Origin of the sequence: Pseudoalteromonas sp. MMG006 (genome assembly GCF_018101025.1) — a bacterium.
Lineage (GTDB): Bacteria > Pseudomonadota > Gammaproteobacteria > Enterobacterales > Alteromonadaceae > Pseudoalteromonas.
Window position 1 is genome coordinate 1 of record NZ_JAGJEJ010000008.1, and the last position, 20,934, is coordinate 20,934.

The window sequence follows — 20,934 nt, forward strand, 5'->3', positions numbered from 1 at the left end:
GGCCCATGCAGAGCTCAGTAGTTGCCGCTCTCGTATCTCCTGTACTCCAGGGTATTCCTATACATCAAACAAAACACCTCAAAGGCGAGCCCCGGCCAATGATAGTATCCCATTTGCTATGTGAAAGTAGAACATTCTACTGCGTAGCGCACCGACTTCAAATTGTAGAAAGCCCGATTCGAAAGAGTCGGGCTTTTTTACGTCTGCAGAAAAGTGAAATACGCACAATTGATAGACACTCATCAAGCCTTTATCACGGAGGTCGGGCATAGCGACTCCTGACGCTAAAAGCATGTTAAATGACACTAAAATCACGCAATATCGCAGTCGGCCAAGACAGTAACATTTTACTGTAACTCTCCACGGCTGTTGGTAATCAAAAGTGAGTAGATTGGGTGTTAGCCTTGGCCTCACTAAAATAGTTTTTATTTAAACCTTCCTGGCATGTATTTCTTTTTGTCGACTCAGAACAATTATTACTCTAGTCTAAATTTAATAACTGTTACTTTATAAATTTACAAATAGAGTACAGAACTCAGTTATATAAAATTAGAATAATAAGGGATTTATAATGAGTAAAATTGAAAATCATCCGCATGGTACTTTTTGTTGGTCTGAGCTTTGCTCTCATAACTGGAAAGAAGGTAAAGCATTTTATACTTCATTATTTGATTGGGGGTATGATGACCAGCCAATTGGAGAAAATTTATATTACACCATGCTGCAAAAACAAGGTGATGATATTGCAGCTATGTATGAAATGGATCAAGAACAGGTTACTGCGGGTGTTTCGAGTTATTGGTTGGCATATATTACTGTAGATAATGTCGATGAATGTGCTTTAAAAGCAAAAAGCCTTGGTGCTGAAATTATTGCGGGTCCTCATGACGTAATGGATGCTGGCAGAATAGTAATGATAAAAGATCCTGTTGGAGCAACTGTTGCTCTGTGGCAAGGGAATGCGCATAAAGGGTGTAAACGTATTGAGGAGCTAAACACGCCATATTGGTATGAGTTGGCAACGCGAGATACTAAAGTAAGTAAAGATTTTTACTGTTCTTTGCTGGGTTGGCAAAGTGAAACAAAGCCAATGGATAATATGCAATACACCTTATTTTTAGTTAATGGTAAACCTATCGCAGGGATGCTTGAGATGACAAAAGAGTGGCCGGCAGATATTCCTCCTCATTGGATGATTTATTTTGCTGTTGAAAATTGCGATACAGCTATTAAAAAAGTTAAAGAGCTTGGCGGGCAAGTGTGTGTATCTGCGACAGATATTCCTGATGTTGGTCGGTTTAGTGTTATCTGCGATCCTCAAGGTGCTGTATTTTCGGTAATACAATCAGATATGTTTAGTAGTTCATTAACGTAAATATATGCTGGTATTAAAGATAATATTATTTAATACCAATAACTAAGTTCCCCACGTTATTTGACTATCCATTATGAATTAATGTTTAATTTTTCTTGCTATAATGCACATAATTAAATAGCTAGTAGCACTGAGAGCACAATGGAAATTGAACAAGATAGCAACTTAACCCTTCCTTTATTTCTTCTTGATGAAACTTTAAGTGAAAGAGATTTAGAGCAACCTGATTTTGAAATTTCTATTGCGTTAAATGATGAGTTATTAACTCAAATTTGCCAAAACCCGAGCGAAGATAGCAGTGTTGCTATTACGCTAAGTAATTACCAGCTATTAATTACAGATTCGGTGTACTCAGCAACTTTAGAACAAGAGCACGATGCGCAAATTACTTTAACTCATGGTCCTTTATTAAGTGTGGTTCTAAATACCTCAGAGCAACAAACGTTTGTGTCTCCACAAATGGATATGATGCCAACATTTGACTTAGGTGATGAGGATGAAGAGTGAAAAAAATACTAATAAGCACCTTAGTACTGATCATTTTGAGTGGTTGTGCATATTTGGGTAACGCTCATTACGATAATGTATTCGGTGCAGAGCAAACACAGGAGCGTATTGTTTCACATACCACGGGTGCTGGAGCTGATTTTTTACAAAATGTAAAACCAGTACTCGATACTCGCTGTGTTGTATGTCATGGCTGTTATGATGCGCCTTGTCAGCTGAAGCTTTCATCGCCTGAGGGGATTGATCGTGGGCTAAGCAAAGACCTTGTTTATGATGGAACACGTTTACTTGCCACTACACCGAGCCGTTTATTATTTGATGCTACTGATACAAAGCAATGGCGAGAGAAAAACTTTACGCCTGTGCTTAATGAGCGCGCTCAAACAGAAGAGGCCAACTTAGCTGGTAGCGTGCTATTTAATAGTTTGGTATTAAAGCAAAGCCATGAATTACCTGCTAATGAAGTATTAGATGATGAATTTGATTTTTCACTTAGTCGCTCGCAAACATGTGCCACAATGGGCGAATTTGGTCGACTTGCGGATGAGCAACCTCATGCAGGTATGCCTTATGGTTTACCTGGGGTATCGCGGGAAGAGTTTAATCATTTACAAAACTGGCTTAAAGGTGGCGGTAAAATGTCGCACCTTAAGCCACCTAGCCAATTTGATTTAAACAAGATAAAAGGCTGGGAAGCATTTTTAAATCAAGATAGTTTAAAGTATCAGTTATCAGCCCGTTATATATATGAACATTGGTTTTTAGCGCACATTTATTTTACTCCAGAAAACCCACAAAGCTTTTTTAAACTTGTGCGTTCAAGTACGCCCCCTGGTGAAACAATAAAGCTAATCAACACGCGCCGCCCATATGATGATCCTAAAGTTAGCCGTGTTTACTATCGTTTCATGCAAGAACGCTCAACTATTCTTTCTAAAACACATTTACCACTTGAGCTTAATGAAGCTAAGTTACTGCGTTTATACGAGCAGTTTATTGCGCCTGATTACACCGTAACTAAAATGCCAAGTTATAAAGCTGAGTCGGCTTCAAATCCATTTAAAACATTTGAAGTAATTCCGATTAATTCTAAGTATCAGTTTATGCTTGATGAAGCAGAACTTATTATTATGGGTTTTATAAAAGGGCCTGTTTGTCGTGGTCAGATTGCGCTAAACGTCATTAATGATCATTTTTGGGTAGCTTTTGCTGACCCTGATAAAGTAGCCACACCTGCTGTAGGGCAAATGCTTGTACAGCACGAAGATGCTTTAGAACTTCCTGCAGCTGAAGAAAGTAATGCATTACCTATCTCTAGCTGGGTTAAATATTCAGTACGTGAAAAAAAATATTTACAGGCTAAAGTTGAGCTTGCAAACGAGATGTTTAAAGGTGGCGAGCATCTTACAACCGATTTGCTTTGGAAAGGTGATGGGCATAATAAGAACGCAGCTTTAACTATTTTTCGTCATTTTGACAGTGCTACTGTGGTTAAAGGTTTTATAGGACAAGAGCCTAAAACAACTTGGATACTTGATTATGCTTTATTTGAGCGCATCCACTATTTACTTGTAGCCGGTTTTGATGTGTACGGAAATATTGGTCATCAATTAGTGACACGCTTATATATGGATTTTTTACGTTTAGAGGGCGAGCAAAACTTTTTATCATTGCTGCCAGAGGCAAAGCGTAATCAAATTAAAAAGCAGTGGTATCGTAACTCGCCACCAGATTTATCTAAGTTCTTTAAAAATAATCGCGAATTTAGCCAGCCAAGCGGTATTGAGTATAAAACCGATAACCCACAGCACGAGTTATACGCTTTAATGAAGGAGACTTTAGCGCCTGTACTAAGTGAGAGGTACGATTACACTAAAGTGCCAGAGCCGTTAAGTGCAATAAATAATATGCCTGCTAAAGCGGTTAATTTATTGCCTCAAATTTCTTTTGTACTTGTTAAGCAAGCTGATAATAGCCATAAAGGTTATACAATCATCCATCATAATGCACACTATAATATATCGAGTTTATTAAACGAAGATGGCCAGCGCGCCTATGATGAAGATACAGCTACAATAGTACCTGGCTTTATAGGTGATTATCCTGCTGCTATTTGGTATTTAAATAACGAGCAACAAGTTAGTGCATTTGCCGAGCAGTTGCCAATGATGCAAATTGAAGCTGATTATCGTGCTTTAAAAAGTAAATTTGGAATACGCCGTACTCATCCACAGTTTTGGCAATACAGCGACATTTTACACTCTGTGGCAAAAGAGTATCGTGGTATAGAACATGGAATGTTTGATTACAACCGATTAGAAAATAGATAACGTTTAACTTTATAAAACCCAGCTTTTGCTGGGTTTTTATTGTCATCGCTTTTTTGTCTAAACGTAGCTTACTTAATCATATAAATGGTATTACTCTTACTGATTTTGCGTTCCATAAAATTAGGCTACACTTAAATAAAAAAACAGGCTCTTACATGTTCAATATTATCAAAAGTGTTAGAAAACGATACCGATGGGCGTTATTAGCTATTGCGCTTTTGATCAGTGGTTCTGCATTATTACTCCAATTAAGTATTTCGGTTCAAAAGTTTGATGCTAAAATTATTAATATTGCAGGTAAGCAAAGGATGCTCTCGCAAAAAATAGCATGGCATAGTAATACTATACTTAACACAAATAACTACTCTGCATTACACACTCAATCTCTAAAAAAATCTTTAAATGTATTTAAATCTGCTCATCAACAATTATTAGCGCAAAACCCTGACGGGGAATATAAATATTTAACGCCTGAACTTATAAAGTTATACCTATATGAGCCAGTACAACTAGATAAAAGCGTCACACAATACATATTAGAAGCAGAGAAGTTGTTATACCAAAAAGGAGAGGTAAAGCAGTCAGTTTTTTCTATTGAAGAGGTAGAAACGCTTTTATTAAATCTCGATAAGGCTGTTAGCTTATATGAGCAAAGCGCGCTCAGTAAGGTTAACTGGGTTTCTAATTTAGAAATATTATGCTGGCTATTAGCCATGATATTACTACTAATTGAGCTAAGATTTGTTTTTATGCCAATGGAGAAAGAGGTAACAAATACGCTGTCTGAATTACAAAAACAAAAAGATTTTGTTCTACAGATTAGCCAAAACAAAGAGCATTTTATTGCCAGAGCAAGCCACGAATTTAGAACACCTTTACAGGGTTTAATCACATCTATAGAAGCGCTAGAGGTAACTTCTGAGCAAGAAAGTATTAAAACTCAGGCAAAATATTGCTCTCTCAGATTAATATCCATGCTTGATGAGCTACAAGACCTGCAGGCATTAAGTGCAGGGAAGTGGGTACCCCATTTAAAAGATGAAAACCTATTAGAGTCGTGCAATAAAGTAGTGATAGCTTATGAATATGTATGTAAGCAAAAAGGTATAAAATTAACGAGTCATTTAGATGAATCGTTAAATTGTATTTGTAAATTAGATCACCAGCGCTTGCAGCACATGTTTACTGAATTGATGAGCAATGCGATTAAATTTACTGCCGAAGGTGAAATTAATGTATTTGCAAAGCTTTTAAATAATGAGTTTTGCTTAACTGTGAAAGATACTGGTTGTGGTTTTTCTCAGGCAGTTGCTGACCTTGAATTTGATTCGTTCAAACAGAGTAATCACTTTCAAGGGTTAAGAACCGGACTTACCCGCGTACAGTATGTAGTTAAGGCACTTCATGGCACAATTAGTTTTAAAAATAACGAGCCGCATGGTGCTATAGTAACTTTAAGTTTACCAATAATAAGCCATAAAGAAGCGCTTGAAGAGCATACATTAAACAGCAATCTAACGTGCTTAGTTGTTGAGGATAACCCACTTAATACTATGTTACTCACACGTATACTTACTCTTTTAAATTTAAGCTACGAATGCGCCGTAAATGGAGAAATAGCATGTGATATGGTGAGTCAAAACGAGTACGATATTATTTTTATGGATTTAAATATGCCAGTAATGGATGGCTTCACAGCCATAAAAAAAATACGTGCTGAGCTTAAAAAAACGATGCCAATTATAGCTGTAACAGCAAATACCTCAGATGATGATATGGAAGAAGTATATGAAAATGGCGCTAATGCTCACATCTATAAGCCCATTAGTCAGCAGGCAATTGAGGATGCTTTAAATAGTATAAGTAAAATTAGTAACCCGTGTAGCGAAGGTGCTTGCTAAGCCCTTTAAATATGCGCTAAGTTATTGTTTTATTGTTTACTCGGAAACACACGTGCAGTCAATTACACTTCAGCAATTTAATGGTTATTTAAAAGGGCAGGGTAAAAGCCGTTACAATATTAGTACTTTAAATTGGCAAGTAAATTTGGGAGAACATTGGCTATTATTAGGCGGTAATGGCGCAGGTAAATCAGCGCTAACGGCTACCTTAATAGGCGAGGCACAGTGTGAGGGTGGAAAACGTTTAAGTAACATTGACAAGTTGATGCTGGTCTCATCTGATTCCCAAAAGCAATTACTAGCAAATGAGTTAGAGCATGAAAAGCAAAGCCTAGTAAAAGATCTTATATTTACCTCGCAAAACCAACACAGCAGCCTTTTAACTCAGCTTATTGAGCTTTTTAAATTTGATACGCTACTAAACAGGCGCTTTAGAGACCTATCAACCGGTGAAACCCGCAAGTTATTACTCATTAATGCGCTTAGCTCAAGCAGTGATTTAGTGGTGCTTGATGAGCCTTTTGATGGACTTGATGCGGATTCGTGCCTGCAGCTTAATCAAATACTAGTAGATCTTAGTAAAACAATTACTTTTGTTTTTGTCTTAAACCGTCTGGATGAAATCCCTGCTTTTATTTCTCATTATGGTTATGTTAGCCAAGGGTGCTTAATCCATACATTAGCTAACCCAAGTATTGAACAGTTAAACGACTTACTAAAATTACTGCATTTAGAGCACACTACATTAAGTGTACCAAAACCCGATAGCACACAGTTACAATCGCTATTTTCCGGGGAGACTTTAGTCAAATTAAATAATGCCAAAGTTAGTTACAGTGATGTAACTGTATTTAAAAACTTAAGCTGGACTATTAAAAAGCATCAGCATTGGCAACTAAGTGGAGCTAATGGTTCAGGTAAAACCTGCTTATTAAGCTTAATAACAGGAGACAACCCTCAGTGCTATAACAATGACATTGAGGTGTTCGGGTTTAAACGTGGTACGGGCGAAAGTATTTGGGATATAAAGCAGCATATAGGTTTTATATCAAATGCACTTCATATGGATTACCGAGTAAGTATATCGGCACTTAATACTGTTATTTCAGGATTTTATGACAGCATTGGTTTATATCAAAAACCGAATGATTCACAAGTAAATATCGCCAAGCAGTGGCTTGCATTAATAGGCTTAAGCGATAAACAAAATACCTCATTTACCCAGCTATCTTATGGCGATCAGCGTATGTTATTAATTGTACGCGCAATGGTAAAATACCCAACATTACTTATCTTAGATGAACCCTGCTTAGGGCTAGATGAAGCGAATAGGCAGCGGGTGTTAGTATTAATCGAGAAAGTATGCGCGGCTAATACAAGTACTGTGATTTATGTAAATCACCATGCGGCAGACAAAATTAAAGGAATAGAGAATTACTTAAAAATGGAAGATTTTCATTAAGCATTAAAGCAAAAGGCTAAGCATAATACGCCTAGCCTTCAAGATTATAATTTAAAGGCGAGTAATGCTAAAACCTTCATCTTTTAACTGCTTTATTAAACCATGCTGCTCTGGCAGGTGTAACGCACCAACAGCAATAAATAGTTTTTCATTAGCTAAACGAGGCACTAGTTGCTCAACCCATTTATCATTACGATTAACTAGCATAACTTGCTCGCTTATTTCACCGTAATTACTCTCGTCAAAACTCATGTTGTAGTACTCGGTAAGCGTATCCATATCGCCATTTTTCCATGCGTTTACTAGCTTAATGAAGTAGGTATTAATGTCGGCAAGCTGCTCAAACGTTTCTTCAATCATTTCGTTACTTAACAGCGCCATACCATCAAACATTTGTAACTGCTGCTCTAGCGTTTCGAGCTCGCCTATTCTAATTTTTTGCTCTTTAGCGTAAGCAAGTACTTGCTTATCTATGCCCGTTTGATCAGAAAAACCTGCATTTTGAAACTCAATTTGCATCATGGTTACCATTACAGCCCACGGTTTTAGGCCGTTAAACATAGCAATATCAATCGACTTTTTAGCAAAGTAATCTTTAAGCTTATTGTAATTTTGTTTTGATAGTTCTGTTTGTAAAGTTTTGCCGTCTTTAAGCATCATAAATGGCATTGAGCGTTGCTGCATTTGCAGTGGCGTGAGTTTACTAATATCTACTTCTACAATCACTTCATCGCTTTGATCTATAGCCTCGGTTACTTTTTTTGGCAAACCTTTCATGCTGGCATCACCTACGTGAACTGTGCCAAACAAATACGAGCTAGTGCCGTTTTTTTCTACTTTATATAAAGCCGGTGCCGCAAGGCTATTAAAACTGAGTACTGTAAACAGCACTATAATAAAAAGGTGACTAATACGAGGCATTGCTTTCATGGCTTGTCCTTAAAATCTCATTGTTGAGTTAGATAAATACTAACCTAAATTCACTTTAGGGGCAGTGTTAAATTAAATGTAAGGGTATTATTTTCGTTATTTAGGCTCGTTTAAAATAACAGCGTCATGCTATGTAACAACACTTAAGAATTGCTTAAGAGAACCTACGTATTCCCTGAGGAAAATAAATATTTTTTATTTGCAAAAAACCTCAAAAATTAATCAAACCATAAATGAGAGATATAAGAATAGTGAATTTCCATGCTTGAAATTAAAGCATAAAAAATCCTTTAAATGGATTTGTGGTGAATTTTAAAACCACTTAATTTGAGTTTTAGTGTTTTTTTTGAATTGAGTTTGGTATTGACTTAAAGGGCTCAGCACGGTACTAATACATAACAGAGCGAAAGATTACCTTTCGTAACAAATGATTTAAATTTGGTATTAATTACATGCTTACAAATGCACTTAACCTAGTCCTGATTATTATCGTGGTGATTATTCCCGCGAGGGCTTCGTAGTGCTATAAACTTAAGCATTAAAAAGCCCTCCGCACCTAACCGTTCGGAGGGCTTTTTAGTTTTAAGTACAAAGTTTTAAAGATTTTAGCTATAAGTTTTAAGTAAGTATTTAATTGGGTTGTCACTGAGGAATGAGGATTAATTAATGACAGGCGCAGAACTAACAATCGATTTATTAGCCAAGCACGGCGTAAAAGAGGTATTTGGCTACCCAGGCGGAGCTATTATGCCAATTTACGATGCGCTGTATGGCGCGCCAGTCAAACATTACCTTACTCGTCATGAGCAAGGTGCTGGCTTTGCTGCTGTAGGTTATGCCCGCAGCACAGGTAAATTAGGCGTATGTTTAGCAACCTCAGGCCCAGGGGCAACTAACTTAATAACAGCACTTGCCGATGCGATGATGGACTCAGTGCCATTGTTAGCAATTACCGGCCAAGTACCTACTGCAGCCATTGGCTCAGATGCATTTCAAGAAGTAGATGTATTGGGTATGTCGCTTTCGTGTACAAAACACAGTTACATGGTAGAGCGAGCAGAAGACTTAGCCGAAATACTACAAGAGGCTATGCACTTAGCCCAAAGTGGTCGCCCAGGTCCTGTACTTGTAGATATTCCAAAAGACATTCAAATGGCGCAAGTGCCTTTTAAACCTTGGTTAGCGGCTGATGAATACTTACCGCAACTTGATTTAAACCAAGTTGCCATTGCAAATCAGTTATTAAGTGAAGCAAAGCAGCCAGTTGCATATGTTGGCGGCGGCGTGCAAGCCGCTGATGCACAAAATGAGTTAATGCAGTTTTTAAATAAAACGCAGATGCCAGCAGTATCCACACTTAAGGCATTAGGCAGTGTATTACCAGATTACGAACATTACTTAGGCATGCTAGGCATGCACGGTACACAAGCCGCTAATATAGCAGTACAAGAGTGCGATGTATTAGTGTGTATAGGCGCTCGCTTTGATGACCGCGTAACAGGTAACTTAGCTAAATTTGCAGCCAAAGCAAAAGTAATCCACTTAGATATTGACGCAGCTGAAGTAGGTAAACGTAAACCTGCTAAAGCCTCATTAATTGCTGATTTAAAATCGTCATTACCGGCACTTGAGTGCTTTGTAACCCCTAAAGCATGGTGCGATACAAATAAGCAGTTAAGCGTAAAGCATGCGTGGCGCTACGACTACCCAGGCGAAAAAGTATTTGCCCCGTATTTATTGAACCAATTAAGCCAGCGTATGCCAAAAACAGGTGTAGTGTGCTGCGATGTGGGTCAGCACCAAATGTGGGTAGCGCAACACATGAAATTTAGCCACCCGAGCAACCATTTAAGTAGTGGTGGTGCAGGCACAATGGGCTTTGGTTTACCTGCCGCCATTGGTGCACAAGTAGCGCGCCCAGATGATTTTGTAATCACGGTGTCGGGTGATGGCTCAATCATGATGAACATCCAAGAGCTTGCCACTATTCGCCGTAACAATTTACCAGTAAAAATACTAATATTAGATAACCAACGCTTAGGTATGGTTCGCCAATGGCAGGAGCTATTTTTTGAAGGACGTTACTCTGAAACAAACCTGTCAGATAACCCTGATTTTGTTCAATTAGCCGCTGTATTTGGTATTCCTGGGCAAACAATTACACATGCAAATCAAGTTGATGATGCAATAACAGCATTAGTTAACAGTAAAGGGCCGTACATAGTACATGCCTGCATAGACGATAAAGAAAACGTATGGCCACTTGTACCACCTGGGGCTGCAAATGACGAAATGATTACGGAGAAAGCACAATGAAACACAGCCTAACTATTGCATTAAAGAGCCAAAGTATAGCGGTCGAGCGTTTTTTACGTGTAGTGCGTCACCGTGGTTTTGATCTTACGCATTTTCAGCTCAATATGGATGATGGCCACTACAATGTTGCAATGACAGTAGACAGCGATAAACCAATCCATCTTTTAACAAGCCAGTTAAATAAGCTGGTGGACGTTAAAGAAATCACTTTACAAAATTTACAGCAACAAGCTGTGTAATTGCTAACGACACAAATTTACGAGTAATTGAATAACAGTTACTCACCAATTTTTAGAATGAGGAATGCCCGCTTACAGAGCGGCAAAACAGAGGTAACTATGGCTAAATTAAGAAGTGCAACAACAACTGAAGGACGTAAACGCGCAGGCGCACGTGCATTATGGCGCGCAACAGGCATGACCGACACAGACTTTGGTAAACCAATTATTGCTGTAGTTAACTCGTTTACACAATTTGTACCAGGGCACGTACATCTTAATCAGCTTAGTGAGTTAATGGCTGAAACAATCACTCAGGCGGGTGGCGTACCAAAAGAATTTAATACCATCGCTATTGATGACGGTATCGCAATGGGCCACGGCGGTATGCTTTACTCACTGCCTTCTCGCGATTTAATTGCCGACTCAGTAGAGTACATGGTTAATGGGCACTGCGCCGATGCGATGATCTGTATTTCTAACTGTGACAAAATCACTCCAGGAATGATGCTCGCAGCGCTACGCTTAAATATACCGGTTATTTTTGTATCGGGCGGACCAATGGAAGCGGGTAAAACGAAACTTGCTAACATTGATATTAAACTAGATTTAGTTGATGCCATGGTTAAAGGCGCAGATGAAACAGTAAGTGATGCAGATTCAGAGCAAGTAGAGCGCTCTGCATGTCCTACTTGTGGGTCGTGTTCAGGCATGTTTACTGCAAACTCAATGAACTGCTTATTAGAAGCTATTGGCCTTGCACTACCAGGTAACGGTACAACGCTTGCAACCCATAAAGATCGTAAGCAGTTATATGTAGAAGCGGGTGCTCGCATTGTTGATTTATGCCGTGAGTACTACCAAAAAGATAACCAAGACGTACTGCCTCGCGCTATTGCTAATAAAACAGCCTTTATGAACTCTATGGTTGTTGATATTGCCATGGGTGGCTCTTCAAATACCGTATTGCACTTATTAGCAGCGGCACAAGAAGCCGGCGTAGATTTTGATATGTCGCACATTGACGAGCTTTCTCGTAAAACCCCGTTTTTATGCAAAGTAGCCCCAGCTACACCAGAGTATCACATAGAAGATGTGCATCGCGCTGGTGGCATGATGGCGATTGTGCGTGAGCTAGGCAAAGCCGGTTTAGTTGATTTATCGGTAAACCACGTAGCGGGTATGACAATGGGTGAGCTTGTTAAAAAGTGGGATGCGACAGATCCTACAAACGAAGCGGCGCAAAAGTTTTACCGTGCAGGCCCTGCTGGTATTCGTACTACAAAAGCAATGAGCCAAGAGTGCCGTTGGGATGAAGGCGATAACGACCGAGAACATGGTTGTATTCGTAGTGTTGAACATGCATTTAGACAAGATGGCGGCTTAGCTGTGCTTTCAGGTAACTTAGCGGTTGACGGTTGTATTGTTAAAAGCGCGGGTGTTGTTGATGAAATGCTACATTTTGAAGGCACTGCAGTGGTGTACGAATCACAAGATGATTCAGTTGAAGGCATTTTAAACGATGAGGTAAAAGCTGGCGATGTAGTTGTTATCCGCTACGAAGGTCCTAAAGGCGGCCCTGGTATGCAAGAAATGCTGTACCCAACGAGCTACTTAAAATCAAAAGGCTTAGCTGAAAAGTGTGCATTGATCACCGATGGTCGTTTCTCAGGTGGTACATCAGGCTTATCTATTGGCCACGTATCGCCAGAAGCGGCAAGTGGCGGTGCTATTGCGTATGTTGAAAATGGTGACAAAATTGTTATTGATATTGCTACGCGTGAAATCACCTTGGCATTAAGCGATGAAGAGCTTGAAGCGCGTAAGCAAAAACAACTAGCACGCGGAAAATTAGCCTACAAACCGGTTGATCGTGAGCGTTACGTATCGTCTGCATTAAAAGCATATGCACTACTTGCAACGAGTGCCGATAAAGGCGCAGTACGTGATTTAGCCAAACTGGAGGAGCTTAGCTAATTATGGTTTCTCAAGAGCTCGATTATTTTCGCGCTATCATTCAGGCAAATATGGAGCCTTTGGCTAAAGTCACTGAGGTGAGCGAAATGCGCGATCTCAGTGATAAATTAGGCAACCATGTTTGGTTAAAGCGTGAAGATCAACAGCCTGTGTATTCGTTTAAGTTACGCGGTGCTTATAATAAATTAAATAAGTTACCTAAAGGGTCTGTGGTTATTACGGCATCGGCTGGTAACCATGCTCAGGGTGTGGCACTTAGTGCTTCGCACCTTGGTCATAAAGCCACTATTGTTATGCCCGTTACCACGCCTGAAATAAAAGTAAGTGCGGTACGCGCACTGGGCGGTGAAGTGGTACTACATGGGCATCAATTCGATGCTGCAAAAGCACATGCGCTTGAACTTACAGAGCAGCGAAATGGTGTATTTGTTCCGCCCTTCGACGATCCCGATGTTATTGTTGGGCAAGGTACAGTTGCTCGCGAGTTAATGCAGCAACTAAACGAGCTTGATGCAGTATTTATACCTGTGGGCGGGGGCGGCTTACTTGCAGGTATGGCTGTTTATATCAAGTCATTACGCCCTGATATAAAAGTTATTGGTGTAGAGGCAGATGAAAGTGCATGTCTGCAAGCTGCACTTGAAGCGGGAGAACCTGTAGAGCTTGATCGTGTCGGCAGTTTTGCCGATGGCGTAGCGGTAAAAATAATCGGCAGTGAAACATTTCGCTTAGCGCAAAAGTTTTGCGATGAGGTTGTGACCGTTACTGGCGATGAAATATGTGCCGCTATGCAAGATATTTTTGTCTCTACCCGCGCAATTGCAGAACCTTCTGGGGCTCTTGCAACAGCAGGCCTTAAAAAGTGGAGCCAGCAATCGGGTTTAAAAGGACTGCATTTAGCCGCTGTGCTTTCGGGCGCAAATTTAAACTTTGATCGCCTGCGTTATGTTGCTGAGCGCACTGCGCTAGGTGAAAAAAACGAAGCGTTATTAGCCGTTACCATCAAAGAAGAAAAAGGCAGCTTTAAACAGTTTTGTGCTTCTTTAGGGGGGCGTGCTATTACTGAGTTTAACTACCGTTATGCGGGCCCAGGTGAAGCGCAAATTTTTGTAGGTATTGCACTGCGCCAAGGTGAGCAAGAGCTCAACGAATTAAAACAAGACCTCACCAAAAACGATTATGCATTTTGTGACTTGTCAGACAACGAGCTCGCTAAATTGCACGTACGTTATATGGTTGGCGGTAAAGCGCCAGAGCAGTTACACGAGCGATTACTGCGTTTTGAATTTCCAGAATACCCAGGCGCCCTTGCGCGCTTTTTAGATACGCTTGGTAGTAATTGGAACATTACGCTATTTCATTATCGTAACCACGGTGGCTCAATGGGGAATGTATTGGCTGGTTTTGCTATTGAACCAAGTCAGTTTGATATGTTTAACGAGCACTTAAACCGTTTAGGTTACAGCGTTCAAGATGAAACACAAAACCCGTGTTTTACGCAATTTTTAACTACTCAATCCCAACATCTTAAAGCCGAAAACCTAATTTCAGCTTAATTATCTATAAGTATGCACCCTTAGTAGGGTGCTTGCTTTATCTCTATTTTTACATATAGTTACAAGTATTTACCATTATTTGGAACTCCCAGTTGCCTATTAAAGGATTAATACTCGTAACATTGTTTTTTTGTAGTCCGTGTTTTGCACAAGAATCTGTTACGTTACAACTAAAATGGACTCATCAATTTCAATTTGCCGGTTACTACATGGCCAAAGAAAAAGGGTATTATAAAGAACTCGGCCTAGACGTAACAATTAAGCCAGCTAACCCTTCAATGCCCGATACTTTCTCTCCGGTGGCTTCTAATAACGCCCAATTTGGCGTTGCGCATTCAGGTATTTTACAACAAAAAGTTATGGGGCAACCTTTTGTTGCAATGGCTGCAATTTTACAATTTTCTCCTTATTGTTGGATGGTTAGAGATACGTCTGACATTTTTCACCCTCGGGATTTTGTTAATAAGCGTATTACTGAGGTAAGTAGAATAGATGGAACTGAGCTTTTAGTCATGCTTAAACGCAGCGGAATCGATGTCGATAAACTCGAAGTCTATGGTGGTAAAAATCCGACGCAAGCATGGATAGAAAACAAGCTTGATGCCATGCAGGTTTATGTGACGAATGAGCCTTATAACATGACGCAGCAAGGCATAGCCCACAGACTTGTGTGTCCGCAAAGATATGGAATGGACGTTTATAGTGATATTTTATTTACTAACGAATATATGCTTAAAAAGCATCCTCAAACAGTAGAGAACTTTTATCAAGCAAGTTTGAAAGGGTGGCGTTATGCCATTATGAACATGGATGAGGCTATTGCTGTTACGCAGTTAAAATACGCTACACATAAAAACTTTCATCAATTAGCGTACGAGGCAGAGGTTTTGCGGGAGTATATTGTACCGCCAACAACGAATTTAGGTAATATGTCGATGGCAAAATGGCGGCTTATAGCTGACTTATATGGCATTGGGAAAAATGAGTTTGATGAAGTAAAAGCTGGCTTTATTTATAACTACGAAGAGCCAGAAACCATGCAGTTATCGTGGATGTTAATTGCTGCAATACTGGTGAGCATAATTTCTATTCCGCTGTACTTACGGCTTATTTTTAGTAAAAAGTAGACGTGTAAAAGCACTTAACTGGTATAATAAATCGTCTTTATTTTAGTTTAAGTTGTTATGACGTTAGTTGAACGATTTTTTGCTCTAGATGCATTTTTAATGAGTACTCGCCACTATTGGCAATGTACCGCATTTGATTTTGAGAGCCTCCCGTGGCCTGAGTTAACGACCTTACTTAATAGCTTAACTGATCAACAAGTCGCTGAGCTTGATTGCGATCAAGCGCGGTTGTATGAATTTTTTACTCCATATATAAATAACGTAAATGACCTCGAAACCCTGTGCGAAATCCCGCAAATTGATGTATCTCGCAGTGAATACCCATTTTGGATTAGTACCGGTATAAAAGGGCGCAAGTTTGAGCAGCTACAAGACTTTGTATCGGCATTACCTAATACTACCCAACCTGTTTTAGAGTGGTGTGCAGGTAAAGGGCACTTAGGCAGAATGCTTGCTTTTAATGGCGCAAGTAGTGTGCACAGTATTGAGCTTCAGGCTAATTTATGTGAGCAAGGACAAAAAAGTGCTCAGCAGCAAGGCTTACCAATGCACTTTAGCCAAGCCGATGTGCTTAGTGACGACACTCAGTCTTTTTTTAACGAAGACACTCACGCTGTTGCACTGCATGCATGTGGGGCACTACATCAAGTATTTATGCAAAAAGCATGCTTTGCTAAAGCCAAGCAAATTAGCTTCTCCCCCTGTTGCTATCATTTGTATACGCCAAATAACTATCAAGCAATGAGTGAAACTGCAAAGCAAAGTAAGCTTAATTTAACTCATCGAGATTTAAAGTTAGCTTTACAAGAAACGGTTACCGCTCCATCTCGATTAGATAAAGTGCGTAAAACGGAGCTTGAATGGCGACTCGGCTTTGATGCGCTTAGAAAGTCGATAACGAATGAGCAGTCTTATGTAAGTGTCCCATCGGTTAATAAGGCAATATTTTCAGATTCATTTAAATCATTTTGTTCATGGGCTGCTGAAAAGAAAGCATTAACCTTACCTCAAGATATTGATTATGAGTTATTTTTAAGTGTTGGCCAGAAGAGAAAAACAGTCACTGACCGAATTGAACTGGTTCGACATGTATTCAGAAGGGCAATAGAAGTTTGGCTTGTGCTCGATCGTGCTTTATATTTGCAGCAGCAAGGTTATCAAGTAAACATTAACACGTTTTGCGAAAAGCAGTTAACGCCTCGTAATATACTGATCCTTGCCAATATAAATTAAATTCCCTGTCCTCGACTTAATAAGAGACGCAATGAGAAAGCTAAAAAATTTATTCGAAAATAACAAACGCTGGGCTAAACGCACGAGTGAAGCAAACCCTGAGTTTTTCAAAATTTTATCAATGCAGCAAAATCCAGAGTATCTATGGATTGGTTGCTCAGATTCTCGCGTTCCAGCCAATCAAATAGTTGATTTATTACCTGGTGAGTTATTTGTACACCGCAATGTAGCAAACGTTGTAGTGCACACCGATCACAACTGTTTGTCAGTAATGCAATACGCGGTAGAAGTGCTAAAAGTAAAACATATTATGGTAGTAGGTCATTACGGTTGTGGTGGCGTACAAGCTGTATTGGACAATGCTAAGTTTGGCTTTATTGATAACTGGTTACGCCACGTTGGAGATGTAAAAGAAAAGCACCTTGAGCACCTTAATACTATGGATGAGAAACAGCGTTTGAGCCGTCTTATCGAGCTCAATGTAATAGAGCAAGTACGTAATGTGTGTAGAACTAACATAGTGCAAGACGCATGGGAAAAGGGCCAAGATTTAACGGTTCATGGTTGGGTTTACGGGCTTGAAAATGGTCATTTGCATGACTTAGAAGCGGTTGTTACCTGCGCCGAGGAAGAAACGGAAAGTTATAAAAGAGCGATACAACACGTTTTTCAAAAAGCGGGTTGTGAGTAACTAAGCGCATGGCTAAAACGGCGGTTTTAATAGGTGCCACAGGCTTAGTGGGCAATGAGCTACTGCATAAGCTACTCAGTAGTAAAGATTACTCAAAGGTAGTGACTTTAAGCCGTCGTGATTTAGCCATCTCGCATGTTAAATTAGTAAATCATGTGATTGATTTTGATAAGCTGACTCAACACTCAGAGCTAATTAAAGGCGATGTTTTTTTCTCTTGCTTAGGTACCACACTTAAGCAAGCGGGCTCAGTAGCTGAGCAGCGTAAAGTCGATTTTGATTATCAATTTATAGCGGCGCAATTAGCTGCAAATAACAATATTCCCCATTACTGCTTAGTTTCTTCAAGCGGGGCTAATGCACACAGCCGCAGCGCGTACTTAAAAATGAAAGGGGCGCTTGAACTTCACGTTAAGCAGCTTAATTTTGCTAAGTGCAGTATTTTTCAGCCTTCTTTGTTACTCGGTGAGCGTAAACAATTAAGAGTGGCCGAAAAAATAGGGAGTTATCTTTTCCCGGTTATTACAATGCTGCCTTTTTTAAAGCGGTATAAGCCAATTACGGGCAAGCAAGTTGCGAAAAAAATGTATACGGTGAGCATTGAGCAGCAAGCTGCGTTATCGTATTACGTGCTCGATGAGTTATTTAAATAAAGCTAAAAATACAAAAGGCAGCCTAAGCTGCCTTGTGTATTTTTACGCTTATACCAATCTGCTTATATATGAGGTTTATTTAACGTTAAGAAAATTACGCTAGAACTAGGCAAAAATTTTTGTATCTATTTGTTCTAAATAAAAAATTTTTAACGACGTTATAGTGCAATTTAATTCGTTAAATTGATCAAAGATTTATGCAGGTTGGTATTGATTATTCAGCGTCTGTTTTAGCACTTATCTGCTGCTCAAGTAGGGCAACTTTTGCTTCTAATTCAGTTAATTTCTCGCGAGTACGAATTAGCACTTGGCTTTGCACATCAAATTCTTCACGGCTTACAAAGTCCATTTCAGCAAGCTTATTTTGTAAAACTTGCTTAGTTTTACCTTCAAGTGTGTCCGCTAAATTTTTTACACCTTGTGGCATATTGCTCGTGATTTGCTTTGCAATTTCTTCAAGTTTTGCTGGGTTGATCATAATTGTCCCTTCGGCCTTGCCTAAAATGATAATAACTCATATTACCTTATACCCACTGTATTTAACACATGATCATCTTTATCGAATTAATTAAGGCAATTGCTTTGCCTGCTGTGGTGGTTACGTTAAAATTGCGCGTCTTTTAAATCTCTTTGGTCGTTATGAAACTCAATCCTAAACAAGATGAAGCAGTAAAATATATTAGTGGTCCATGCTTAGTGTTAGCTGGCGCAGGCTCTGGTAAAACTCGTGTTATAACAAATAAAATTGCTTACTTGGTACAACAATGTGAATACAAAGCGCGAAATATTGCAGCTGTAACGTTTACAAATAAAGCCGCTAAAGAGATGCGTGAGCGCGTATTACAAACGCTTAGTAAGCAAGAGGCAAAAGGATTATGGGTATCAACGTTTCATACCTTAGGCCTTGAAATAATAAAAAAAGAGTTAAAAACGTTAGGCTTTAAAGAGGGCTTTTCGTTATTTGATGATCAAGACACAAACCAGCTTTTAAACGATTTAACAGAAGACGAATTAAAAAACGATAAAGACTTACTCAAGCTATTAAAAATGCAAATAGGCAATTGGAAAAATGAACTCGTTTTACCAGAGCAAGCAGTGCGTGAGGCACGTGATGCACAGCAGTCTTTATTTGCGCAGCTATATGCGCGTTATCAAATTCAGCTACGCGCCTATAACGCATTAGATTTTGATGATCTTATTATGATCCCAACGTTGTTACTTACTAATAACGAGACTTCTCGAGAGCGATGGCAACAGCGCTTTAAGTACTTGCTAGTGGATGAGTATCAAGATACCAATACCAGTCAATATCAGCTTGTTAAGCTACTTGTTGGCGAGCGCGCACGTTTTACTGTGGTAGGTGATGATGACCAATCTATTTACTCATGGCGTGGTGCAAGGCCGCAAAACTTAATTCTTTTAAGTAAAGACTACCCAGGCCTTAGGCTAATAAAGCTTGAGCAAAACTACCGTAGTGCACAACGGATTCTTAAATCGGCAAATATACTGATTGCAAATAACCCGCACGATATTGAAAAGAAATTATTTAGTGAGTTAGGTTACGGCGAACCCATTAAAGTAATTGGTTGTCGTGATGAAGAGCACGAGTCGGAGCGTGTGGTTGCAGAGATCATATCTCATAAGTTTATGAAGCGAACGAGTTATAAAGATTACGCTATTTTGTATCGCGGGAATCATCAGGCTCGTGGTTTTGAAAAATCATTAATGAGCAACCGAATACCCTATAAAATAAGCGGTGGAATGTCGTTTTTCTCTCGCTCAGAAATTAAAGATATTATGGCGTATCTACGCTTACTCGTTAATCAGGATGACGATAACGCCTTTTTACGTATTGTTAATACACCGCGTCGTGAAATAGGTACAGTCACCCTTGAAAAGTTAGGAACGCTTGCAAACGAAAAGCACCAAAGTTTATTTGCCACCTGTTTTGATAACGACTTAGGCTACAGACTTAAAGGCCGTGGCTTAAATGCGCTTTCGGGGTTTGCTCGCTGGGTAGTGGAGTTATCTGATAATGCAGTGCGCAGCGATACACTCGAAGCCGTTAAAGATTTAGTTCGTAACATAAACTACGAAGCGTACTTGTATGAGTCATCACCGAGCGCAAAAGCGGCTGAAATGCGGATGAAAAACGTTTCTGAATTGTATCGATGGATCACCGATATGCTCACAGGCGATGCTGATAATGAGCCGATGACGCTCGCTGAAGTTGTAAGTAAACTAACCCTTCGCGATATGCTTGAGCGCAACGAGGAAGAAGACGAGTCAGATGCAGTGCAACTACTTACTCTGCATGCATCAAAAGGCTTAGAGTACCCGTATGTGTTTATGGTTGGTATGGAAGAGGGGCTTTTACCTCACCAAGTAAGTATTGATGAAGACAACGTTGATGAAGAGCGCCGCTTGGCTTATGTAGGTATTACCCGTGCCCAACAAGAGTTGACACTAACGTATGCAAAAATACGTCGTCAGTTTGGAGAAACATCGCAAACGGAGCTAAGCCGGTTTGTACAAGAGTTACCGCAAGACGATTTGGCGTTTGAGAATAAAAAAGCGCCCAACACTCAAGCTGAGCGAATGGAAAAAGGCCAAGCTCGTGTTGCAAATTTACGGGCTATGCTTAAAAAGCCAGAGTAG

General features: G+C 39.7%; 16 protein-coding genes. 14 read left to right on the forward strand and 2 right to left on the reverse strand.

Annotated elements, in window-relative coordinates:
- Positions 1–571 precede the first annotated feature (571 nt).
- From J8L73_RS09650 to J8L73_RS09670, 5 genes are all read left to right on the forward strand, one after another.
- Entirely contained in the window at positions 572–1,375 is an 804-nt protein-coding gene (locus J8L73_RS09650) for a VOC family protein (RefSeq protein WP_211016587.1), read from the forward strand.
- 141 nt (positions 1,376–1,516) lie between these two features.
- On the forward strand, positions 1,517–1,882 hold the full coding sequence (locus tag J8L73_RS09655; RefSeq protein ID WP_211016589.1) for a hypothetical protein: 366 nt from the start codon (positions 1,517–1,519) through the stop codon (positions 1,880–1,882).
- Complete coding sequence (locus J8L73_RS09660; RefSeq protein WP_211016591.1) at positions 1,879–4,212, forward strand: fatty acid cis/trans isomerase; 2,334 nt, start codon at positions 1,879–1,881, stop codon at positions 4,210–4,212. Before J8L73_RS09655 ends, J8L73_RS09660 begins: the two co-directional genes overlap by 4 nt.
- A 155-nt stretch (positions 4,213–4,367) precedes the next feature.
- Positions 4,368–6,113, forward strand: a complete 1,746-nt coding sequence (locus tag J8L73_RS09665; protein WP_211016592.1) for a response regulator — start codon at positions 4,368–4,370, stop codon at positions 6,111–6,113.
- Positions 6,114–6,165: 52 nt separating this feature from the next.
- Entirely contained in the window at positions 6,166–7,575 is a 1,410-nt protein-coding gene (locus tag J8L73_RS09670) for an ATP-binding cassette domain-containing protein (RefSeq protein WP_211016595.1), read from the forward strand.
- A 51-nt stretch (positions 7,576–7,626) separates the two neighbouring features.
- Here J8L73_RS09670 and J8L73_RS09675 read toward each other — a convergent pair whose 3' ends face one another.
- A complete protein-coding gene (locus tag J8L73_RS09675; RefSeq protein WP_211016596.1) occupies positions 7,627–8,505 on the reverse strand; it encodes a TraB/GumN family protein in 879 nt (292 codons plus the stop codon).
- A gap of 666 nt (positions 8,506–9,171) precedes the next feature.
- Here J8L73_RS09675 and ilvG point away from each other — a divergent pair.
- The 8 genes from ilvG (at position 9,172) to J8L73_RS09715 (ending at position 18,276) form a co-directional block, all read left to right on the forward strand.
- Positions 9,172–10,821, forward strand: a complete 1,650-nt coding sequence (ilvG, locus tag J8L73_RS09680; RefSeq protein ID WP_211016598.1) for an acetolactate synthase 2 catalytic subunit — start codon at positions 9,172–9,174, stop codon at positions 10,819–10,821.
- Complete coding sequence (ilvM, locus tag J8L73_RS09685) at positions 10,818–11,060, forward strand: acetolactate synthase 2 small subunit (RefSeq protein ID WP_006793049.1); 243 nt, start codon at positions 10,818–10,820, stop codon at positions 11,058–11,060. The genes ilvG and ilvM overlap by 4 nt, the downstream gene beginning before the upstream one ends.
- A gap of 99 nt (positions 11,061–11,159) precedes the next feature.
- Positions 11,160–13,016 (forward strand): dihydroxy-acid dehydratase, encoded by a 1,857-nt coding sequence (gene ilvD, locus J8L73_RS09690; protein ID WP_211016600.1) that lies wholly within the window; start codon positions 11,160–11,162, stop codon positions 13,014–13,016.
- Positions 13,017–13,018: 2 nt separating this feature from the next.
- On the forward strand, positions 13,019–14,572 hold the full coding sequence (ilvA, locus tag J8L73_RS09695; protein ID WP_211016602.1) for a threonine ammonia-lyase, biosynthetic: 1,554 nt from the start codon (positions 13,019–13,021) through the stop codon (positions 14,570–14,572).
- Positions 14,573–14,664: 92 nt separating this feature from the next.
- The gene (locus tag J8L73_RS09700; protein ID WP_211016604.1) at positions 14,665–15,699 is read left to right on the forward strand and encodes an ABC transporter substrate-binding protein; all 1,035 of its coding nucleotides are present in this window, start codon (positions 14,665–14,667) and stop codon (positions 15,697–15,699) included.
- Positions 15,700–15,756: 57 nt separating this feature from the next.
- Positions 15,757–16,932: a methyltransferase gene (locus tag J8L73_RS09705; RefSeq protein WP_211016607.1), complete on the forward strand. Its 1,176-nt coding sequence runs from the start codon at positions 15,757–15,759 to the stop codon at positions 16,930–16,932.
- Between the two features lie 31 nt (positions 16,933–16,963).
- Positions 16,964–17,623 (forward strand): carbonate dehydratase, encoded by a 660-nt coding sequence (gene can / locus J8L73_RS09710; protein ID WP_211000283.1) that lies wholly within the window; start codon positions 16,964–16,966, stop codon positions 17,621–17,623.
- 8 nt (positions 17,624–17,631) lie between these two features.
- Positions 17,632–18,276, forward strand: a complete 645-nt coding sequence (locus tag J8L73_RS09715) for a short chain dehydrogenase (RefSeq protein ID WP_211016609.1) — start codon at positions 17,632–17,634, stop codon at positions 18,274–18,276.
- A gap of 214 nt (positions 18,277–18,490) precedes the next feature.
- Here the strand turns inward: J8L73_RS09715 and J8L73_RS09720 are convergent, their stop codons facing one another.
- On the reverse strand, positions 18,491–18,754 hold the full coding sequence (locus tag J8L73_RS09720; protein WP_211016610.1) for an accessory factor UbiK family protein: 264 nt from the start codon (positions 18,752–18,754) through the stop codon (positions 18,491–18,493).
- Positions 18,755–18,915: 161 nt separating this feature from the next.
- Here J8L73_RS09720 and rep point away from each other — a divergent pair, with 161 nt between their 5' ends.
- Positions 18,916–20,934: a DNA helicase Rep gene (gene rep / locus J8L73_RS09725; protein WP_211000285.1), complete on the forward strand. Its 2,019-nt coding sequence runs from the start codon at positions 18,916–18,918 to the stop codon at positions 20,932–20,934.